This is a genomic window from Taibaiella koreensis (assembly GCF_003545715.1).
Lineage (GTDB): Bacteria > Bacteroidota > Bacteroidia > Chitinophagales > Chitinophagaceae > Taibaiella > Taibaiella koreensis.
This window is the reverse complement of sequence record NZ_QVNU01000006.1, coordinates 84941-105536: the sequence shown is the minus strand read 5'-3', so window position 1 is coordinate 105536 and position 20596 is coordinate 84941. Positions and strand designations below refer to the sequence as shown.

Genomic DNA, 20596 nt, shown 5'->3' with positions numbered 1-20596 from the left:
CTCATTATGAAAAAGAAAATCGTATTCGCGCTGCTTGTCATTTGCTTGCCTTTCACTAACCGAGCTGCAGCACAGGCTACAGAAGTCGTGCAACTGTTGTTGAATGTAGAAAAGCTGAGCCAGTTTAAACAAATACTCAGCGATATGAAAGCCGGTTATGATATTTTGGATAAAGGCTATGGCACCATTAAGAATATCTCTCAGGGCAACTTCAGTATGCACGAACTTTTTTTAGATGGTCTTTACGCGGTAAATCCTTCGGTGCGCAAATATGGCAGGGTAACAGACATCATCAATGACCAGGTGTTTTTGGTCAGCGAATACAGACGGGCTTATGACCGGTTCCGGTCTGCTAATATTTTTCAACCGAAGGAGATCAGTTATATCGGTAATGTTTATAGCAGGCTGGTCAGTTCGTCACTCGATAATCTCGATGACCTTATCAATGTCATTACGGCAAACAAGTTACGTATGTCCGACGACGAAAGGATAGCGAGCATCGACCGGATCTACACCGATATGCAGGACAAGCTGCAGTTCCTGCGCTCATTTAATAATTCGACTTCCATTATGGCCATGCAGCGGAAGAAAGCTTTACTGGAAAATCAGACGGTCGAAAAAATATACGGGATAAACTAAGTAAACAGATTATATGAACAGAATTTTTAAAGCCGTGTTTATCGCGGCCCTGGGGCTCTTTGTCCCCTTACTCAGCCACGCGCAGAGCAACGGTGGCGGCCTGGCAGGTGATATCAAAGGTTTGCAAGGCGTACTGGAAACATTGTACGACCAAATGCTTCCGATGTGTTCACAACTGATCGGCGTTGGTAGTTGTATCGCTGGATTTGCCGCCATATGGTATATCGCATCCCGTGTATGGAGGCATCTTGCTAATGCCGAGCCAATAGACTTTTATCCATTATTCCGACCCTTTGTTTTAGGGTTCTGTGTCATCAATTTTAGTATGACGATCGGAATCATAAACGGTGTGATGAAACCTACTGTCTCCGGGACGGCGGCTATGGTTGACAATTCCGACAAAGCCATAACCACATTGCTGCACCAAAAGGAAGAAGCGCTAAAGAATACCGAAAACTGGAAGATGTATGTTGGCGAAGACAAGGAGGGTGACAGGGAACGCTGGTATAAATACACCCATGACGGAACCAGCTCTGACGAGGAAAATATTTTTACCAGTATCGGTAACGATGTAAAGTTTGCTGCTGATAAGTTTGCCTACAATTTCCAGAATTCGGTAAAGCGGTGGATGTCGGAAGTGTTGCAAGTACTTTTTGAGGCAGCGGCATTATGCATCAATACCCTGCGCACTTTTCAGCTCATCATCCTGGCGATACTCGGGCCACTGGTCTTCGGAATTGCCGTCTTTGATGGGTTTCAGCACACGCTCACCGCCTGGATCGCTCGCTATATCAATGTCTTCTTATGGCTGCCGGTGGCTAACATCTTTGGCGCCGTTATCGGCAACATCCAGCAGCAAATGCTTAGGATCGATATCAACCAGGTCAATCAGACCGGGGATACCTTCTTTAGTACAGCCGATACGGGTTACCTCATTTTCATGCTCATTGGCATTGTCGGCTATTTTACCGTGCCTTCGGTGGCTAACTCTATCGTTCAGGCGGGTGGTGTCGGCTCCATGCTCCAAAAGGTAACCAGCTTTAGCGTAGGTAACGTCAGTAACCGAGCAGGGAAAACGGCGGATGCGATCGGCAATTTTGGAAAGTACTATAACCAAGGTCGTAGCGGGAATGACGGTGGCAGCGGGATCGCCGGTTCTATTGGCTCCAGCATCGGTTCTAATGCAGCTTATTTAAAAGATAAGCTATCCGGTAATTCTTCTAATCCTAAATAAGCAACCATGTTTACCAAAGCAAAAAATATTGATACGGCATTTCGCCAGACCCGCAGCTTTTTTATTATAGCCCTGGCCTGTGTCGTGGTGTTGGCAGGTTACGGAATCTATTCAGCGTTTAAGATCGCAAGTCAGGCACAAAATAAGATCTACGTGCTCAACGACGGCAAAGCCCTGGTGGCAATTGCCGCAGAACGGGGAGAAAAACTTCCCGTAATGGCGCGTGATCATATCAAAACTTTCCATCAAAACTTCTTTACGCTGACCCCGGACGATAAACAGATACAGGCAGGTATTAACCAGGCACTGTACTTGGCTGACGGCTCTGCCAAACGGGTTTATGATGACCTGAAGGAAAGCGGCTATTACACCAATGTCGTATCCGGCAACGTGAGCCAGACGGTAAAAACCGACAGTATCGTAGTTAACATGGAACATCTGCCCTTTTACTTTCGGTACTACGGCAAGCAGCTGATCACCCGTTCCACCAGCATCGTTAGCCGCAGCCTTGTCACGGAAGGCTATCTGCGCCAGGTAGACCAAAGCGACAATAACCCCCACGGATTCCTCATAGAGCGCTGGAAGATCCTTGAAAACAAAGACCTCGACATAAAAAACAGGTAGTATGAAAAAGAACAAACAAATCACGCGGGTTGCTTCCACAGGAAAGGCAGCCGGCTGGATCGCCGGAAAATTCCGGTGGATTCAGACCAAATGGGCCAGAGGTATGGACCGGCTCATTAACAGGCTTACGCTTCGGAAAAGAGCTATTGTAATGACCTTAATACTTATACTGATGGTCGGGTACAACATTTTTGTTGTGGCACGGACATTCGGCAGGAACGGGCAAAACTTTAACCGGCCGGTTGATATCAGGATGCCTGTAAATCTTGACCGGGGCCGGGCCGCGAATATGCCGGCACAATTGCCAAGGGTCGTGCTGCGGGTGATCCGGTACCATAAGTACCTGGATAGCCTGAGCGGGACAGATTCGGGAGAAAAGATGCGGGACAGTTTGCTCCGGGGGCATCCCGGACTTTTAGATAGTATTAACCAGATAGAGAAAATATACTGCGAAAGATGAATTACGAAGATTTTAAGGGTAAGGTCTGGGAGGCAGATTGCCTTGAATTGCTGCCATTATTACCAGACGGCTGTATAGATATGGTTCTTTGTGATCTTCCATATGGAACTACCCAAAATAAATGGGATTGCCGGATAGATCTTGTTTTACTCTGGAAGCAGTACCGGCGCGTGATAAAGCCAAAGGGAATTATTGTATTGACCGGCCAGGGCTTGTTTACAGGCTGCCTGATCTTAAGCAACCCGGAGTGGTTCAAGTATAAGATCATTTGGATAAAATCTAAGGCCACCAACTTTTTGAACGCCAATAAACAACCACTCCGAAAGCATGAGGATATATGCGTTTTCTGCGAAGGACAAGGTTATTATGATCCGCAGAAAATCGATGGCCTGCCTTATAACAAAGGTGTAAGGAAGGACAGTCGGTCTAGCAATTATGGTTACTTCGGGGCTATGCCGATTATCAACAAGAATGGGCAAAGGTTTCCATCTGATGTGCTCTTTATCGAGGATATGGAAACGGACTGGATTTATTTCCCTACAGCTGAACGGGAGGGCTCATTTCATTCTACCCAAAAGCCTGTCGCTTTAGGGCGCTGGCTAGTCAGGACTTACAGCCGTCCGGGCGATATAGTTCTGGACAATGCCTGCGGCAGCGGTAGCTTCTTGGTTGCTGCTATTTTGGAGGGCAGGAACTTCATCGGAATTGATAAAAATAAGAATGCTTTCCACATGGGTGAACCGGTAGATTTCGTAGCAATCAGTCGGGAAAGGATAGCGCGTGCCATTGAATATAGAAATAGACAAATAAACTTCAAATAAGATAGTATGAAAACACAAGTAAAGCAAAAACGCAGGTTCCTGCTCATATTGCCATTACTCATTCTGCCCTTTACAACGTTTGGCTTTTGGGCAATGGGAGGGGGCAAAGGAACGGCTCAGAATGGCATGGTGTCCGATAGCGGCTTAAACAAAAAATTGCCGGGCGCTCATAACGGCGACCGGCCGATGGATAAATTAAGCTACTACGAACAGGCTGCTGCCGATTCTATAAAACGTAAGGAACAGGGAAACCTGGACCCTTACTATAAAGGTACTGCTCAGGGCACTGGGCGCTCCGACCTAGCGACCGATAGTAACATCCCGGTCCCTGGCGGTATCAGCGGGAACATCGGTATTGGCTATCATGATCCTAACGGGGATAAAGTTGTCGAGCGGTTGGCCGCATTACAAAGAGCAATGAACCAGCCATCGGCTCCAAGCAGATATAGCAATCCCCCTGCTGTTTCAGGCCCAACGCCGGGCACCGTTAACCCCGCGGATGTGGATCGGTTAGAAAAAATGATGAAGGCCATGCAGGCGGGTAATACCGAAGCAGACCCGGAGACGGCACAGCTGAATGGTATGCTGGAAAAGATATTGGAGATCCAGCACCCAGAACGGGTAACGGATAAAATCGCGGCAAATGAGCAGAAAAGAAAGGGAGGTGTATATCCGATAGACGAGCCTAAGAAACCCAACCGTGTAACAACATTGGAAGCACCCAAAGATTCGGGCAGGGCCGGCGTGACCTCTGGTTTTTACGGATTGGATCAAATTGATAAGCCAAAGGAAGAGCAGAACGCTATTTCGGCAGTGGTGCATCAAAGCCAGGTCATCGTTGACGGCGCCACCGTCAAGTTAAGGCTTACCTCTCCAGTCATGGTCAACGGCGTAACTATTCCGAAGGATAATTATGTATTCGGATTGGCGCAGCTGGCTGGCGAAAGGCTTACGATCAAGATCACCAGTATCGCCTATAAAAAATCTGTTTTTCCGGTGCAGCTTTCTGTTTACGATATCGATGGCCTTGATGGTATCTATATCCCTGGCGCTATCACTCGTGATGTTGCCAAGCAATCGGCTGATCAATCTATACAAAGCATCGGCTTGAATTCCTTTGACCCTTCACTTGGTGCGCAGGCAGCGAGCGCGGGCATTGAGGCAGCTAAGCAACTGCTTAGCCGCAAGATAAAGCTGATCAAAGTTTATGTGAAGGCGGGCTACCAAGTACTGCTTCATGATGAACGCCAACAGGATCAATAACAACAATTATCTATTAACATAAAACACCATAATGATGAGAAAGAAAAGTGTAGCGGGGATTTTGTGGTTACTATCTGTAATCTTTACCCTTCAGGTAAAAGCCCAGGCATCCCAGCCTGAAATTAAACCGATGCGCCTGAACATCACATTTGAGAAGACGACCAACCTGATCTTCCCTTATGCAGTAAAGAGCGTTGACAAGGGAAGTAAAGACGTATTGGCGCAGATCGCCGGCGGCGTCGAAAATATCCTTCAGGTCAAGGCAGCGAAACAGGGTTTTACAGAAACAAACCTGACCGTGGTTACGGCCGACGGTAAGTTATATAGCTTCCTTTTAAGCTACACGTTAAGCAATCCTGACCTTAATATTCGCCTGGACAACCATGCCCGTACGCTAAAGCCGGATGCCCTGTTTGCTGTCTCGACGGATAACGATGCCCGTATACAAGATCTTGCCGAACAGGTCGCCGTTAAAAAAGGCATTCTCAACAAAAAGGATAAGAACAGCGGCATGTCGCTGGGGCTGACCGGCATTTATATTCATGGAGATATGCTTTACTTCCAGCTGCAGCTGGAAAATAATTCACAGATCAATTACGACATCAGCCAGCTCAGATTCTTTATCCGGGATAATAACCAGGCTAAACGGACTGCCGTGCAGGAGCAGCAGTTGCAACCGGTGCAATATGCGGGTAATACCCGCCTAATCCGTGGCAATACCGCGCAGACGATCGTTGTCGTCCTTCCCAAATTCACGATACCGGATAAAAAACACCTTGGTATTCAGCTCATGGAGCAGAACGGCGGCCGTAATCTTTCTATGGATATCAAAAACAATATCCTGGTCAAAGCCAGGTCAATTTAATAACAACAATAATTATTTACCTCAAATCAAAATTAAGATGGAAGAGAACAGAAATGAGCAGTTTGAAAAGAATTTTGAACACCTGGTAAAGCAACTGAAGTTTACTGGTATGCCTGAAACGCTTCAGTTTGAGCTCAGGGAAAAAATGCTTAAAGGAGATACAGACTTCAGCATAAATTTTAAAACGGGAATGGGCCGTCATCCGGCTGAGGTTGCGCTAAACTTTCGCAAAAGCGACAAGGGTAATTATTTCTTCAATAGTTATGACCTGGAGGTTAAACCAGAGCATGGTGAAGCTTTGACACAGCGTTTTTACGTTCGCGGTCCGGAAACAGGAAAGGCAATCGATGCCCAGGGACAGGTTGTAGATAAGACGATCAATAGCACTATTACTTTAAAAGAAGCGGTTAACTTGTTGACGCCGCAGGATGAACGCCAAAGATCCGTCCTCAAAAACTATGTCACTAAACAAGGGGATGTGTACAGCGCTTATGTGAGCCTGGATATGACCCAAAAGGAAAACGGTAACTATCCATTGGTTAAGCGACCGGATTTTCCGCTGGAAGAAAAATTGCAATCCCTGCCGGTAAGGATTAAAGAGATGGAAACGCCGGAATCGCGCCGGCAATTCGTCGAATCGCTGCAAAAGGGAAACAGGCAGATTGGAACTATCATCACACCCGGTAACAATGAATACAAACGTTCCTTTGAAGTTAACGCTACTCATAAGACGGTGAACATCTATGATGGGGATATTAAGCTCAGCCCTTCTAAAGCGATCCCAGTTGAAAAGGAACAGGTGGCAGAAAAACAATCGCAGGAACAGAGCAAAAACAACCGTCAGAAACAATTTGTAAAGCGAGAAAATGATGGGGAAGATGCATCCGGCGATGAAGGCACGACAGCCAAAAAGAGAAAATCGACAAAAAAGTTAGCCGCATAATCAGGTTATGGAAGCTGAAAGTAAATTGGAAAAGGCGATGGCCGAATGGCAACAGTGGGAACAGCGATTGCAAAAGCTGGTCCCCGGCCATATCGGCAGCAAAGAGCATATGCGGCAAACGCTGGCACATTATGAAGTGTTGCGCGCAAAACACTACAACACAATTGATGGATTTGACAGGATAGCCCTTAAGGCTTTAAAGGGGGAACAAAGGAAGTTGGAACGTAAGCTGTACCCGAACCTGATCGTCCGTTTGTTGCGCAGGATGATAGTTGAATCGGATATTAAAGCCCGCGCCAATCGTTACTCGCGGTCCGATGATACCAATCTTCGGAGCAATTATACCGACATGAAAAAAGCAGGGCTGGAAAGACATTATATGTCGGCTGCGCAAAAGATGCGGCAAGCTGTTAGCGATTTTTCCATGCCTGTTGCCTTATCGACAGCTGACAAGGAAGTTATGGATCTCCAGGTGCATTTTAAAAACAGGGAACTTGGGTACGCCTATGACGGTTACCAGGCGAGCATTAAAACTGCCGAAGGAAAGGTACGTTCGGCTGATTTTAGGGAATATGGCGATATAAACCAGACGCAGGCTTATAACCTGCTGAAGGGAAGAGCGGTGTTTAGTGAAAGCCGGGGATGGTGCCAGCTGGACCCCAACGACAAGGACGCAATGGGCAATAACAAGATCAGGCAGTTCCCGGAACAGTTTGGCCTGGATGTCCTAAAAGCATTACAGGATATACCTCTGAAGATTACCGATGAGCAGCGGTTAAAGATAGCGGAAAGGCTGAAACAAGGCGAGCAGGTCGATGCGATATATGTAATCGGTAAAAAGGAAATCCCGGTAGTACTCGAAGCCTCGCCTTCGAGAGGTATTGTCCGGATCATAAATGATGGCGCATTAAAGGAAGAAAAGAAAGCTAATTCTATAAAAAACAATGTTGTTGCCATGCAGCCGAAAATGCAGCCCCAGCAGCGACAAAGGACTTTAAGAAAATCAAAATGATGGACAAAGGAGAAGAAGTTTGGGATGCTTTTTTAATAAAGGCATCAGGAGATTGCCGAATGGGGCCGGCACACGTTGCCTTGTTTGCTGCTTTGCATCGGCTATGGCGATTGTATGCCTGTCCCGAAGGTTTGGATATAAATGTTGTAGAGGTTATGCGATACGCAAAATTCCACACGGCAAAAACATATTACTGCATTTTGAAAGAGTTGCATGAATACCACTATCTGAGATATGAGCCATCCTTCTGTCGGAAGCGAAAGAGTAAGATTTATATGAACACAGGATAATTTAGTTTAAGACTGATCCGGGTGAAACCTATTGGATACGGCGTGGGAGTAAGAAAAGCCTCTATAATAGAGGTATTTATTTTTGTCAATGTGAAAGAGAAACAAATGATGAGTGAGATAACATTTGAACAGATCCCCCTGATTCTTGGGGAAATAAAGAATAGATTGGATCGAATTGAAGGTATGTTGACGGGAAAAGAAATTCAGGAGCATCTTGAAGAAGGTTTTATGAATATCACTGAAGCGGCTAGTTTTTTGAATTTAGCAGAATCGACTATTTATGGAAAGGTTTGTCGGTCTGAAATACCGGTTAATAAAAAAGGTAAACGTTTATATTTTGAAAAAGAAGAGCTGCAGAAATGGGTTCTGGAAGGTAGAAGGAAGACTGTAGAGGAACGGATTGGAGAAGCAAATAGTCAATATTTAGGGAGCAGGGGAAGACGTAGTCAGTATTGAACACGGGGAGCAAAAGCTCCCCGTGTTATTTGTTGCCTTTTAATTGGACTTTAAAACTGAACAAGTTCTAGCGCGTCAATAATTTTCTCTGCTAATTCCTTGTCGGCCATTTCATTTCTGGTTACCTGTGGTGACAACACTCTAAAGCTATGCTCATCATCGCGTTCGAAAACTAATTCAATACCATCTACTATGACAAAAAACTTGTAGGTGTATGCAAAGGTTACTAATCGTGCTTTCAAAAGCAATTCCTGCTGTTTGTAGCTAATTAGTAAATCAAAAAAATGTTCCATCTATGGGTTTAATTCGGAGTTGCAAAAGTACGAACCAAAGCCAAGTATGCTCCGCTGAATTGAAGTCCACTTAATCTAATAACCTTTTCGCGAATTTTTAATTTTAATCCGTTTCCCCAAGTATCCTGTCAGTTTTGTTAATTTTTATGTTTATACAGATGTTTTGATTTGTTTGTCGATTTTTTGATTTTATTTGTCCCCTGTTTGTCCCCTGAATTTTATAACTTATTGGTTTATAGAGATAATAAAGTTTTGTATCGGGAAATAAAGCTACTTCAGCAAACAGGGACCGATCCTGTCTATACAGCAAAAGGCTTACTAAATCGGTATCAAAAATAAAGAAAGCGGGGGAATTATTGGTGTCCTATATTATTTATTGACTTGTTTGGTTTTTTTTAGGCCTTGGTTTGACTCAATAAATCTTCTTAAATTCACGTTAACCAAACTTCATTATTATGGGAAAGCTAACCAAAGAATACGTTGCCGCGCATCGCAATTCAATGATTGAATCAAGTCAGTTTGAGCAATCAATCTTTGAACTTATTTTGGACGGTGTGGCAGAACAAGTGGGAGATGATGGCGTAGACGAGGCGACCGTTACCCTCAAATTTTTGGTAAGACCAAACGATGACAAAAATTGTATTTATTCGTGTACGATTAATCCAGTGACCGGTCTATTGGGAAATTGCGTTCACATTCTTAACAATGCTTAGCCTGCCGGGGAAATCTGTCGCAAAGGGAGGCGCAATACTATTTATTGGTGCTGTATTTTAGAGGACATTAATCTTCGCTCCAACAATGTCCCTTTTATTGATAACCGATGTGGACTAAATAATGATGTATCGTCTAATCCACATCGGTTAATTGCATCGAAAACTTACAAATCGAATGGCGAACTTTAAACTTGATTCCTTGAAGAGAAGCGACTATGCATCCTGTAATGTAATTTACAAGTTAATGCTTTTATTGAATTTTCAGGCGCAGGTCTGTGGGGGACAATAGGTCACACAGGCAGAATAGTTAACCGTTTGACACCTACAGTAAGTAACAGTGGCGCCACCTATGTATTGACCTTGTTCCCATACATTTAGTGGGAAAATATCTCTTTTCTCTAAAATTAGCTTTTTAGATAAGCTGATCTTTTTCGATTTCATAAAATTGATGTTTAGTTACAACAAAGTTACAGTCGACATATACGGCAGAAAATAGTAGAAAATATCTATTTTTTACAAATGAAAATTCAAAAATTATTGCGGGTTCAAGGGAACGGTACAAGGAAGCTTGAAAGTTCCTGGACCCGGACCTCCTGTAAAAGGACCACAGAAAGCAGAATAGCAGAATTGTGATCGTGGCGCACAGCCACCCTGTGATTCAGGACATAGACATTCGGATTGGCAGGAATAATGGCAAACGCTGGCAAAATCGGTATCGCTTCCCGCTCCTATAATCCCGGTTTGTTGATTGCGATCCAAGGCTGAAATAGTTTCTTTCCCAAGGGATAATTTCTGTAAAGAGACCTTTTTCCTTTTCATAAGAATTGATGTTTTGTTTTTACGAAGGTATTCAGCAACGAAAGGATCAGAAATAGATGTAAGCATCCATTTTTCTTCCAATGGTTTCCAGGTACACCTTACCAGGTAAAAACTGCAAATAAAGAACGCTACAAACCAGCGCTGTTGTCAAGATGGATGTCCCGGCATCCTTTCACATCTTCTCTATGCCATACTATACATATGAACGGGGATCATAGGCACACCTATGACGGTTACCAGGCGAACACAGGGCATTGCAGGTAAAGAAAAGCACATCCGGCAGCATGGAGTGCTGCCGTCCTGATCAAAGCTTGCTTAGATGCGGCGAGAAGGGCCCAGGCACTTTATCATAGCTCAGATTGTTCAACAAGTGCTCTACCGCATAATTGGCGCCGGTTGGTCCCAGGCCATCCGCTTTGTGCGCACCAATGCTGCTTAAGTTAATTACCTTGCCGACTCCGTTGGCTTTAATAGAACCGGCATAGATTTGTCCGGTTGTTTTGATATAGCCTATTCCCCCCCTATAAAGTTAGAATTAGCAGAAGCGCATTCGCAACTTACACGTGAGGCGTGCTATTCTATTTCTGACTTGGTGACTGCTGCTCTATGGATGAATGTGTCGCCCTTTTTAAGGAAGATAGGGCGCTTGTGTACGGAATATTGAACAGATTCAAAAGTTATTTAAGAGCAAACATACTGTAGGCATTTAGAGTAAGAATGGATTTTTTTGATTCTATAAGATTTTTGTATAAGTGAGATTAAAGTCATGCTCCCAGTTTTCACCATCTACAGACTTCTCCCAATGTCCAGAGATGATGTTTTTATCTTGGTTAGTCTCGGCTGTAAAGCGTTGTATAAATTGTGGTCCATTGCGCCACATCTTCCATATTCTGTTTTCAAAACTCATTTCATATACCCGAGAAGATTGTTGATCATCAATGTAAAGTACGGTGTAGTTTTGTGTATCTTTATCATGACCAATAAACCATATCGCCCAAGGCGTTCCATTATTTTTTGTGCCCTGCCGCAAAATTAAAAATTCACCTTCTTCAAACCATTCAAAGGATGCTCCTGCCTTAATTGTTGCTTTGGCATCCGGTAGGAAAGATGCATTTGATATTTCCATTTCCCATGTGCCAATAAATTGCTCTAACTCTTGTAATTCCGGATTGATATTGTTTTTCATAGGAAGATAAGTTGGTAGTTATGTTTATGGTTATTCTCCTTTATTGTTTTTTTTATTCTGGGATTCACTTAACGAAGTTGATCTATATACAAAGATCGGAACTAATATAGCGTCAGGTGATGTGCAAAAGCGACAATTTTAGGGGTGATTACGTCAAAAATTATCCATTACACAACTTTTTAATTTGGATAACTGGTCTATTCTTTAAAAGCTCCTTGCAGCCACTGTTCAAATCTTCGTTTGCATTTGCTGATCAATCTTTTTGGATAAAATCAAATACCTCTTATTTCAACTATCGAAGCATCTGGTTAAATGAAGGGAGTATGGGCCATTAAATAAAGTAAATGCTCAGTTTAATCTTCTGCATTCTCAAATTTAATGTTTTTACCCGGGCATTATTGCTTCTGTTTTATCCAGAAAATTGTCAACTGCTTGCTTGATATCTATCCCTGAGCGTTCCGCAATAACAATCAACCACCAGACATTTTCACCAAGTTTATGTTCCAATTCCTTTTGAGAATTGTTTTTTGGCCATCTATTTTGCTGCGACATGACATTTCTGCCTACCAGTGCAGCATCAGTTAAAAATGCGAGTGCATCTTCTTCTACACTCCATTCGCTACCGTGATTTGTAACCTCAAGCGAATGATACTTTTCCCTTAATTCCAGGGAACGGGCGATAATTGTTTCAAATGAATCGTTTTTCATATTGTTTTAGTGTATGAGGTCAGCCTTTACAAAGAGATCTTTCCTTTCTTAAACGTAAGGTCGAAAAGACTGCCAATGCTTCCCGCGGAAAAATTGTCAGAAAACTTTACTTCGATATGGGCCTGGTTCTTACTAATTAAATCCAAGTTTACCAGATCAACAGGGCGCCTGCAGCATATACAGGCGCCCTGTTACCAATATATGCATTTGTCAGCTAGTGGTAGCGTATGCGTAAGCAAATGTTTTGGCAAATTCCTCGAATTTTGTTCCGCCTGCTGCTTCCTCCCGGTGCCGGTAATAGTCTTCAAGGAGGGAGTTGTTGCGCAGGGCAATACCGATTTCAATGATGTAAACATTGGCCATTTCTGCCGACATACCGCTTTTCAATAATTCGGGAAGCAAGACCTCATCCGGAAACGCGATCCAGGGCAGGTGCGGGATGCCAATGGCCTCGCCCAATATTGCCGCTATTGCGCCGCCGGTTTTTAGATCACTTACTACATACTCCACCTTTTTTCCTGAAAATGCCGGGGCGTTTAATGTATTGGCGATAGCAGCCGCTATATCTGCCGGATCGGTTAAGGCCACAGTAACGTCGGCGTCAAAATTGTTGCCCATTATCCCCTGGTATTTGATCACCGGTATACTGCCATAAAAATTACTGTAGAATAATCCAGGGCGAAGATGCAGCACATCGACGCCTTCCAGATTGTTCAATAGGTGCTCAACCGCATAGTTGGCGCCGGTTGGTCCCAGGCCATCCGCTTTATGCGCACCGATGCTGCTTAAGTTGATTACCCTGCCGACGCCGTTGGCATCGATAGCATCGGCATAGATTTGTCCGGTTGCTTTGATATAGCCTTTCACGTCGGCCGTTGAAACATTCGGGGGTGTCATCAGGTACACGGCGTCTGCACCTGCAAACGCGGCGGATACAAATGCAGCGTCCGTTACCGACCCGATAAGCGGCGTGGCTTGCAAGGCTTCTATGGCCGTAGCCCGCTCAGGGCTATGACTGATCACTTTTACCTGGTGGCCAGCCGATGTTAATTTTCCAATGAGTTCTTTATTGATATTGCCCAAAGAACCCGTAAGTGTGATATTCATGCGCTTTTTTTTATGGCCCAAAACTACATGTGCTGTTATTGGCGCACAAGTACGCACGCCATGGTGGGTATAATGGCAATGATCTGCGTTCCTGTTTGTGCTGCCTGAGACTCGTTTTTTAATTGTACTAACCCTAGAGTAAGTACTGTGCTGAGCTTATCAGAGCCAAAGGATACTTACTTTTGTATTAGTACTGACATTAAGGAATATAAATATGACGGCAATAAAGGAAAGCTCGACCATCCAGGAGAATAAGCGATTTGTTTTTGACGAATGCCCCATAGCTTATGCGATGGACCGTATAGGAGGCTATTGGAAACCGATCATCCTGTATCATTTGCTGGGCGGTAGCAAGCGCTATAGTGAGATCAGAAAATGCATTCCCACAATAACCGAGAAAATGCTGATACAACATCTTAAACAACTGGAGAATGACCAGCTTATTATCCGGGAGGCTAAACCCATTGTGCCACCGCATGTAACCTATAGCCTGACCGCTTCCGGCAAGGCTTTGCGGCCCGTGTTATATGCCCTGGCCGAATGGGTAGTTGAAGACAGCAAGATCACCGCGAAAAGGATAAGCAAGGATTTGAAGGATTTCCCGGTGTCAGTGTAAGCAGCAGTCCAATTATTCCGGGCCTATTATCTGGTCTTTCGCAGTCTTTTTCACCCGGGGAAGTAACAATCATTTGTATTACACTTTTGTCTTAAAAAATTTCAGGTCTATTAAAATGGCAACAATAGCATCCAGGAAAATTTTATTGATCGGTATCGATCCCTCACTAATTGATTTCGGCAATTCAACTTCAGGCCGGACTCCGGAAAGTATTAATGCAGCAAGAGATAAAATTCAGGAAGAGCTCGATGCGCTGGGCTTTGAGGTACATCATTGTATTGTAGACCTCGGGGCAACTGCAGTTGCGCAAGTAAAAGAGGTTCTGGAGAACGATAAGTTTGACAGTATTATGATAGGCGGAGCGGTAAGGGCATTGCCGCAGCACACGATACTGTTTGAGGAGATCATTAATCTTATCCATCAGAAGGCCCCCGCTTCCAGGATTTGTTTTAATACCGGGCCCGAAACAACCGTAGCCGCTATTCTTCGGAGTATTGGTTGACGGGTTGTACCTGGCAGCTTATCAGGAACTAAAAGTATAATTTGACGATCCCGATACAGGAAACAAATGATTTCCTGTATCGGGATCGTTACTCAGCGTTCATCAGACTTTTTGTGCCCTCCCAACTACCATGGCAGAAGCGGCGTCTTTAATATTTTGGAATTAAAAATGGAAAACTGATGAAATATTAGTAATATACTAATGGATTATCGTCCCGGACCAAACAACTGAAACACCCCTCCATGAAAAAAGGACCTTTACCCCGTTTTCGAAAGTCGTTTGCAGCAATGGCTTTGCTGCTGTTTTTTACACAGGCAGGCTTTGCACAAATTACGCCCAATGCCAGCGGCGTACTATTTGTAAACATTAATGTGAACGGCGGCAATAGCAGCGGTAATAGTTGGGTTAATGCCGTACCCCAACTGGCAGATGCGTTGACAGCGGCACGCAACAATACAGCCATCCGTCAGATATGGGTGGCCAGGGGTGCTTACACGCCACTGTATAGCGCCGGCTCCGATGGCATGAATCCATATCTTCAGTTTGGCGTTCCCGGCGGATCCTTTAATTCTTTCCTGCTGGTAAATAATGTGAAGCTTTATGGGGGTTTCCAGAACGCCACTGAAACCAATATTGGCCAACGGGACACGATAAATAACAATACACTCCTAAATGGTGCGGGCTGCAATCATGTAGTGATGAGTGTAGGTAGTGTAGGCACGGCGGAGATCAACGGTTTTACGATCAGTAATGCCACAGGAGTAGTGGCCCAAAACCTCACGGTAAACGCGATGATAACTTATGCTGCCAGAGGCGGAGGGCTGTACAGCGAAAGCAGTGGTCCTGTGATCCGTAACTGCACCATTACAGGTAACAATACAGAATGGGGTGGCGGTATTTATGCCAATAACAGCTCGCTGACCGTTGACAATACAACAATAAGTAACAATCACGCTACTGGCGGATCCGGCAATGTCACAAACGGCAACGCGTCGGCTTTTGGCGGTGGTATTTATGTAAGAAATGGTATTTCCGTGTCCATCAAAAACTGTGACATCAGCAATAATACGGTAAGTGCCACCAGGATCGGGGTTTGGGGTGGCGGCCTCTGCATCACAGGATATACTTGTACGGCTACCATTGGCAATACCACCATCAGCAACAATACGGTCAGCGCTGTTGTTACCGGTAGCAGCAACGAAGGTGGTAATGCTACCGGAGGTGGCATCTACCTGGTTACAGCCGCTACCACAATCGACAACTGCACGATTAGCAACAATAGCGCTACGGTATCGACCGCAAATGCTACAGCAACGGGTATCAACTATAATCATGCAGGCGGCGGCGGCATTTTGAACGGCAGTCCGCTTGTGATCAATAACAGCATCATCAGCGGCAATCATATAGCTGCCACCGTCAATCCTTTCAACAACTCTTTGGGCTGGTGTTCCGGCGCCGGCATTATGAATGATGGCTCTTTGATACCCGGTACCGGTGGCGGCATCGTAACCGGCTGTAACAGTGTTGTCAATAATTGTATTATTGAGGATAATTCGGCGGCAGGTAATTTTAATCCGTCGGGCGGCGGTATAGCATATAATACGCCATTGCTATTGGTAACCCCTGTTGTACCCAAAATCAATAATTCCGTTATCCGCAATAACACAGCAGACCAATATGGTGGCGCTATCCATTGTTTTGCATTATCACCTCTGATCAAAAATACATTGATAACAGGTAATTCCGCTGCTGAAGGTGGCGCTATCTGCAATGTGGGATATAGCCAGGCATCCAAACCTTTATTAATAAACTGTTCTTTGTATGGCAATGCTACGACCACTGCCAACGCAAACATCATAACCAATAACGACAATTGCGCTACATTCCTGCACAACTGTATTCTGTATGGCAATAAGGGCAATATAACGGATACCGGTACTACCATAACCTACAGCATTGTACAAGGTGGCACGGGCTACCCCGGCGTGGGCAACAGTAATGCAGACCCCATGTTTACCAACGCGGCCAACGAAGACTTTACATTGCAGACGAACAGCCCGGCAGTAAATACGGGCAGCAATGCCGCTTATAGCCCGGCGGGTAATATGGCTGCTGATACAGACCTTGCCGGCAATCCACGCCTGTATGGAAACGCTATAGATATGGGGGCTTTTGAATCACAGAAAAATAAGGACAATCCTCCCGCTGCGATCGCTCCGGTAAATACGGTTGCGCGCCATTTGATGGCTTATCCTAACCCGGTTCGTAGAGGACAGGCATTAACGCTGCGCTGCGACTACGGCCCGGCTGCACTTGCCGGCGCACACCTGGTGGTGACAGATGTGACCGGACAGGTGCAGGCGCCCCACGCTTCCGTACAGCCTGAAGAAACCCTGGTAATGTATTCTGCAGGTATATATTTTGTAACCTTGACGTTACCCAATGGTGAGAAAGGAACAATATCCATAGTGGTAGAATAGGAACCGCCATGGTATGAAGCATATAAGCAGGTAAGTACAGATTATAAAAAAGGAAATGATGAGGGACGAACCCGGCATAAAATTTGAAGTTTGTACAGGGGGGCATTGACACGAGCCACGGTGTGCGCTAAAGCGATTGGGTAGCTCAAGCAACAAAAGCAGAAGTGTTTTGTATTGACATGAGCGGTATTTGTGTGATAACCGATTGAAGGTTATTCTTCCGGTACATTTGCCCGGTGTCATTTAAACCTTAATATTTGAAAAGCCAACCAAGCCTGATATTGCTGCTGCTTGTTATCTGTTCCTGTGGCGAACGGAAGCAGCCGCATCTTCTTTCGGATATCCGGGCAGAGATCGGCATCGTACAAAGCCTGCAGCGCAAAGAAGACAATGAGATCCATATCGATTTAACGGATAAAGAGGGAAGAGCCATCAAAAGCGATTCAATCAGCATTTATGTGAACGGATCAGAAGTGCCCTTTACCATAAAGAAGGAATTGTATTATACCGAGACGACTTATTATCTAAAGGCGAATGCGAGACCGCAAGGCAACCAGTTCCTTTTTGAAATAGCTTTGCCCGGCGCTCCAAAAGCCTTTCTGGCAAAGGTTACCGCATTGGACCTGGTGGATCCGCAAAACATCAGTTATCCTGAAACCGGCGATCTGAATAAAGATGTTGTGGTAACCTGGAAAGATCTTCCCGGAATCGCTTATCTCTTCATAAGCAGGAGTGTTAACTTTAAAAAGAAAGATGAGCCCAATATCACTTATTCCGAAGAAGAAGCACCAGATACCGTAAAAGTCACTTCAAACGGAAAATACACGGTTGCCCGATCGACTTTCGGCAATACTCAAAAGCAGATCAGCACGCTGTCGTTTACATTTGTTGCGGAGCGCAATGGAACAATGAGCGCACAGGCCGCTAAAGGAAGTATGATCCATATCTATGGCAATATCGAACAGCGTATACCATTCGAATAGCTATTATCATTGCCGGATCCCGACCCGGATGATGCACATTATCGAAAAACCGGTGTCATTCCAGCTTTGTGCGCAAGCAGGATTGTTACTGCGCTGTGAATAAACCAATCCCCACAGGGCCATCATATAAGCCGTTATTGGCTCGCCATTTCATTTCTTAACATTTACGTAAAACGTAAATGCTTTCTTTGCAGCGTTTACCATAAGCAGGTTTTGAATTGACCATGGGGCTGCGGGGCAAGACATCAATGCATAACGTGTTGAGTGGCGCCTGGCGGCATAAGCTATATGGTATAGCTTGTGTACGGACGACCGGCTGGAATAAAAGGCATGATATGGTATGGGACGTTTTTCTTAATGTTTAGGAAAAGTAAAAAACGATACCACCAACAAGGTGACCGAATTTGCCTCCTGCAAGCCCTACGCTATAATATCCTGAATTATTATCACGCCCAGGGCCGTCAGGAAGTGTCGCTGCAAACCGACGAAACAGTATCGATATGAAAACAGATGGCCGGAGCTGTACACCGCCCCTGCGTAAAGCGACCTTTTCTTGTGGCGCCAATTATACCGGGAGCATCTTTTAGGCCGGAACACCCTTAGGGTAGAGGGCTTTCCCGGGAACTTTGGTATTTAGCGGAAAGCCGCCTGCCGGGCATCTCGCCGCATACTGCAAGCAAATTTCCTTAAGCAAAGCATTAAACAACAACAAACACCAGACGCTATGACTTCGATCAGCAATGCCAAGCACCAGGCTTTTCACAAAGGTGTAAAGGAGCTGCTTTCCAAGCCGGGCGGCCTCAATACCCTTACAGACCGGAAGATAGAAGAGCGGCTGCAGCATATGGAGCAGCTGTATGGGGAGTATGTGCAACACCTGCGGGCCCTTCAGTCGCTGGTGATCCGGTACGAGGCGGCACGCAAAGAAGCCCGTATCCTGCTGCGCAAGCGTCTTTCGGCACTCAAGCAGCAAGCCGCCAGAGATATGAAGGTCATGAGTAAAACAATAAGCAAAGCATCTTAAATAGTCAATGCCTGATTATGAAAAGGAGAAGTTTTATCAGAAATATAGGGCTGCTTTCTGCTGGTCTCGGTTTTTCTGCACCGGCTGTATTTGCGGGGGAAAGGGAAGAGCAGGAAGACTATATCTTCCGTAAAATAAGCGGGAGGATCAGCGCCGATGGGAAGGGCATCGCCAATGTAACGGTAAGCGACGGCTTTTCCGTAACCCGTACCGATACCAAAGGAAATTATGTATTGGAAGCGCATTACGATGCCCGTTTTGTTTTTCTATCCCTGCCGGCGGGCTACGAGATCCCCCATGATCAGGGAATCGCAAAGTTTTATGCGCCGCTGCAAAAAGGTGTAAAGCAGCAAAAGGCAGACTTCGCGTTAACCCTTTCTGCCCAGGACGATACCAGGCATACCTTCGTTGTTTGGGCCGATACCCAGATCAAGGATGAAGTTGATGCGGAAAAGCTGCTGACGATTTCGGCGCCCGACGCATCGGCACATATCCATACCCTGAAAGACCGGCCTGTTTTCGGTATCGGCTGTGGCGATCTCGTATGGGACAATTTCAACCTGTTCAAAGATTACCGTAAAGCGGTACATATGGCCGGCGTTCCGTTCTGGCAGGTGATCGGTAACCACGACATGGATTGTGAAGCCCGCACCGATGATGGCTCCCAACGAAGTTTCGGAGAGCAGTTCGGGCCTTCTTATTATTCCTTCAATAAAGGCAGGATACACTATGTGGTATTGGACGATGTATTTTTCATCGGGGCAGGACAACGGTATATCGGTTACCTTACCGAAACGCAGCTGAAATGGCTGGAAAAGGACCTCAACTATGTGCCAGAGGGCAGCACTGTAGTCGTAGCGCTGCATATTCCTTCCAATACCGGTGATAAACGGCGCTATAAGAAAAAAGAGGATGAAACGGGCGGCGTGGTCATCAACCGTAAGGCCTTGTACGACCTTTTGAAGCCTTATAAGGTAAAGATTGTTTCGGGGCATACGCACTGGAACGAGGTTTGGGAGGAAGACAATCTTACCGAACATAACCTGGGTACTGTATGTGGCGCCTGGTGGTCGGGGCCTGTATGCGGCGATGGAACCCCCAACGGCTTTGGCGTATTCGATGTTGATGGCGACGATATTTCGTGGTATTATAAATCGACGGGCTATGAAAAGCAGCACCAGCTGAGGCTGTATAAGCCCGGCTCCGACATGGAGCGGGCTTCAGCGGTGATCGCCAATATATGGAACCACGACAAGCAATGGACTGTAACATGGTTTGAAGACGGCAAGCCGAGAGGCACTATGGCACAATATACAGGCTACGATCCCGCGGCAGTAGCGCTCTACAAAGGCGATGCCTTACCGGCATCCCGCAAGTGGGTAGAGCCTATCCTTACCGACCACTTGTTCAGCGCGGTGCCTGCGGCCGGCGTCAAAGAAATTATGGTAAGGGCCAAAGACCGTTTTGGCAATGTATACGAAGAGAAAATTAAGCTGACGATATAAGTAGCGATCAAAGAGGCTGTCTTCTATGTTTGCGCAGGCAGGCGAAGGAGACA

General features: G+C 45.5%; 23 protein-coding genes. 17 read left to right on the top strand and 6 right to left on the bottom strand.

Translation table 11 applies throughout. The annotated features are described in order from the left end of the window. The first annotated feature begins 6 nt into the window (after positions 1–6). The 10 genes from DZK30_RS18800 (at position 7) to DZK30_RS18750 (ending at position 8607) form a co-directional block, all read left to right on the top strand. The gene (locus DZK30_RS18800; protein WP_118975725.1) at positions 7–639 is read left to right on the top strand and encodes a TerB family tellurite resistance protein; all 633 of its coding nucleotides are present in this window, start codon (positions 7–9) and stop codon (positions 637–639) included. 13 nt (positions 640–652) lie between these two features. Beyond that, the gene (traJ, locus tag DZK30_RS18795; protein ID WP_118975724.1) at positions 653–1873 is read left to right on the top strand and encodes a conjugative transposon protein TraJ; all 1221 of its coding nucleotides are present in this window, start codon (positions 653–655) and stop codon (positions 1871–1873) included. 6 nt (positions 1874–1879) lie between these two features. After that, positions 1880–2497 carry a conjugative transposon protein TraK gene (gene traK / locus DZK30_RS18790; protein ID WP_118975723.1) on the top strand — a complete coding sequence of 206 codons (618 nt, stop codon included), beginning with the start codon at positions 1880–1882 and terminating at the stop codon, positions 2495–2497. Between the two features lies 1 nt (position 2498). Next, positions 2499–2957, top strand: coding sequence for a hypothetical protein (locus DZK30_RS18785; protein WP_118975722.1), 459 nt, complete (start codon positions 2499–2501; stop codon positions 2955–2957). After that, positions 2954–3778: a DNA-methyltransferase gene (locus tag DZK30_RS18780; protein WP_118975721.1), complete on the top strand. Its 825-nt coding sequence runs from the start codon at positions 2954–2956 to the stop codon at positions 3776–3778. The genes DZK30_RS18785 and DZK30_RS18780 overlap by 4 nt, the downstream gene beginning before the upstream one ends. Positions 3779–3784: 6 nt before the next feature. Then, positions 3785–5041, top strand: a complete 1257-nt coding sequence (gene traM, locus DZK30_RS18775; protein ID WP_118975720.1) for a conjugative transposon protein TraM — start codon at positions 3785–3787, stop codon at positions 5039–5041. Between the two features lie 31 nt (positions 5042–5072). Continuing rightward, positions 5073–5906: a conjugative transposon protein TraN gene (traN, locus tag DZK30_RS18770; protein ID WP_118975719.1), complete on the top strand. Its 834-nt coding sequence runs from the start codon at positions 5073–5075 to the stop codon at positions 5904–5906. A 37-nt stretch (positions 5907–5943) separates the two neighbouring features. After that, positions 5944–6849, top strand: coding sequence for a hypothetical protein (locus tag DZK30_RS18765; protein WP_118975718.1), 906 nt, complete (start codon positions 5944–5946; stop codon positions 6847–6849). 7 nt (positions 6850–6856) lie between these two features. Further along, the gene (locus tag DZK30_RS18760) at positions 6857–7861 is read left to right on the top strand and encodes a hypothetical protein (protein ID WP_118975717.1); all 1005 of its coding nucleotides are present in this window, start codon (positions 6857–6859) and stop codon (positions 7859–7861) included. Positions 7862–8172: 311 nt separating this feature from the next. Beyond that, positions 8173–8607 carry a helix-turn-helix domain-containing protein gene (locus DZK30_RS18750; RefSeq protein WP_205529499.1) on the top strand — a complete coding sequence of 145 codons (435 nt, stop codon included), beginning with the start codon at positions 8173–8175 and terminating at the stop codon, positions 8605–8607. A gap of 50 nt (positions 8608–8657) precedes the next feature. Here DZK30_RS18750 and DZK30_RS18745 read toward each other — a convergent pair whose 3' ends face one another. Next, entirely contained in the window at positions 8658–8900 is a 243-nt protein-coding gene (locus DZK30_RS18745) for a hypothetical protein (protein WP_118975715.1), read from the bottom strand. 455 nt (positions 8901–9355) lie between these two features. On the opposite strand from DZK30_RS18745, the gene DZK30_RS18740 reads away from it, so the two are divergent. Continuing rightward, a complete protein-coding gene (locus DZK30_RS18740) occupies positions 9356–9613 on the top strand; it encodes a hypothetical protein (protein WP_118975714.1) in 258 nt (85 codons plus the stop codon). Between the two features lie 261 nt (positions 9614–9874). On the opposite strand, the gene DZK30_RS26630 is transcribed toward DZK30_RS18740, so the two are convergent. The 5 genes from DZK30_RS26630 to DZK30_RS18725 form a co-directional block, all read right to left on the bottom strand. After that, complete coding sequence (locus DZK30_RS26630) at positions 9875–10054, bottom strand: class I lanthipeptide (RefSeq protein WP_205529498.1); 180 nt, start codon at positions 10052–10054, stop codon at positions 9875–9877. 93 nt (positions 10055–10147) lie between these two features. Beyond that, a complete protein-coding gene (locus DZK30_RS25970) occupies positions 10148–10513 on the bottom strand; it encodes a class I lanthipeptide (RefSeq protein WP_162903234.1) in 366 nt (121 codons plus the stop codon). Positions 10514–11165: 652 nt separating this feature from the next. Next, positions 11166–11618, bottom strand: coding sequence for a DUF1579 family protein (locus DZK30_RS18735; protein ID WP_118975713.1), 453 nt, complete (start codon positions 11616–11618; stop codon positions 11166–11168). Between the two features lie 384 nt (positions 11619–12002). Continuing rightward, on the bottom strand, positions 12003–12326 hold the full coding sequence (locus DZK30_RS18730) for a nucleoside triphosphate pyrophosphohydrolase family protein (protein WP_118975712.1): 324 nt from the start codon (positions 12324–12326) through the stop codon (positions 12003–12005). Positions 12327–12536: 210 nt separating this feature from the next. Beyond that, positions 12537–13433, bottom strand: a complete 897-nt coding sequence (locus DZK30_RS18725; protein ID WP_162903233.1) for an NAD(P)H-binding protein — start codon at positions 13431–13433, stop codon at positions 12537–12539. A 214-nt stretch (positions 13434–13647) separates the two neighbouring features. On the opposite strand from DZK30_RS18725, the gene DZK30_RS18720 reads away from it, so the two are divergent. The 6 genes from DZK30_RS18720 (at position 13648) to DZK30_RS18695 (ending at position 20543) form a co-directional block, all read left to right on the top strand. After that, positions 13648–14049 (top strand): winged helix-turn-helix transcriptional regulator, encoded by a 402-nt coding sequence (locus DZK30_RS18720; RefSeq protein ID WP_118975710.1) that lies wholly within the window; start codon positions 13648–13650, stop codon positions 14047–14049. Positions 14050–14164: 115 nt separating this feature from the next. Continuing rightward, positions 14165–14551 carry a hypothetical protein gene (locus tag DZK30_RS18715; protein WP_118975709.1) on the top strand — a complete coding sequence of 129 codons (387 nt, stop codon included), beginning with the start codon at positions 14165–14167 and terminating at the stop codon, positions 14549–14551. A 242-nt stretch (positions 14552–14793) separates the two neighbouring features. Beyond that, the gene (locus DZK30_RS18710) at positions 14794–17031 is read left to right on the top strand and encodes a right-handed parallel beta-helix repeat-containing protein (RefSeq protein ID WP_162903232.1); all 2238 of its coding nucleotides are present in this window, start codon (positions 14794–14796) and stop codon (positions 17029–17031) included. 257 nt (positions 17032–17288) lie between these two features. Then, positions 17289–18014 carry a hypothetical protein gene (locus DZK30_RS18705; protein WP_118975707.1) on the top strand — a complete coding sequence of 242 codons (726 nt, stop codon included), beginning with the start codon at positions 17289–17291 and terminating at the stop codon, positions 18012–18014. Positions 18015–18738: 724 nt separating this feature from the next. Then, on the top strand, positions 18739–19038 hold the full coding sequence (locus DZK30_RS18700) for a hypothetical protein (RefSeq protein ID WP_118975706.1): 300 nt from the start codon (positions 18739–18741) through the stop codon (positions 19036–19038). 17 nt (positions 19039–19055) lie between these two features. Beyond that, a complete protein-coding gene (locus DZK30_RS18695) occupies positions 19056–20543 on the top strand; it encodes a calcineurin-like phosphoesterase C-terminal domain-containing protein (RefSeq protein WP_118975705.1) in 1488 nt (495 codons plus the stop codon). The last annotated feature ends 53 nt before the right edge of the window (positions 20544–20596 follow it).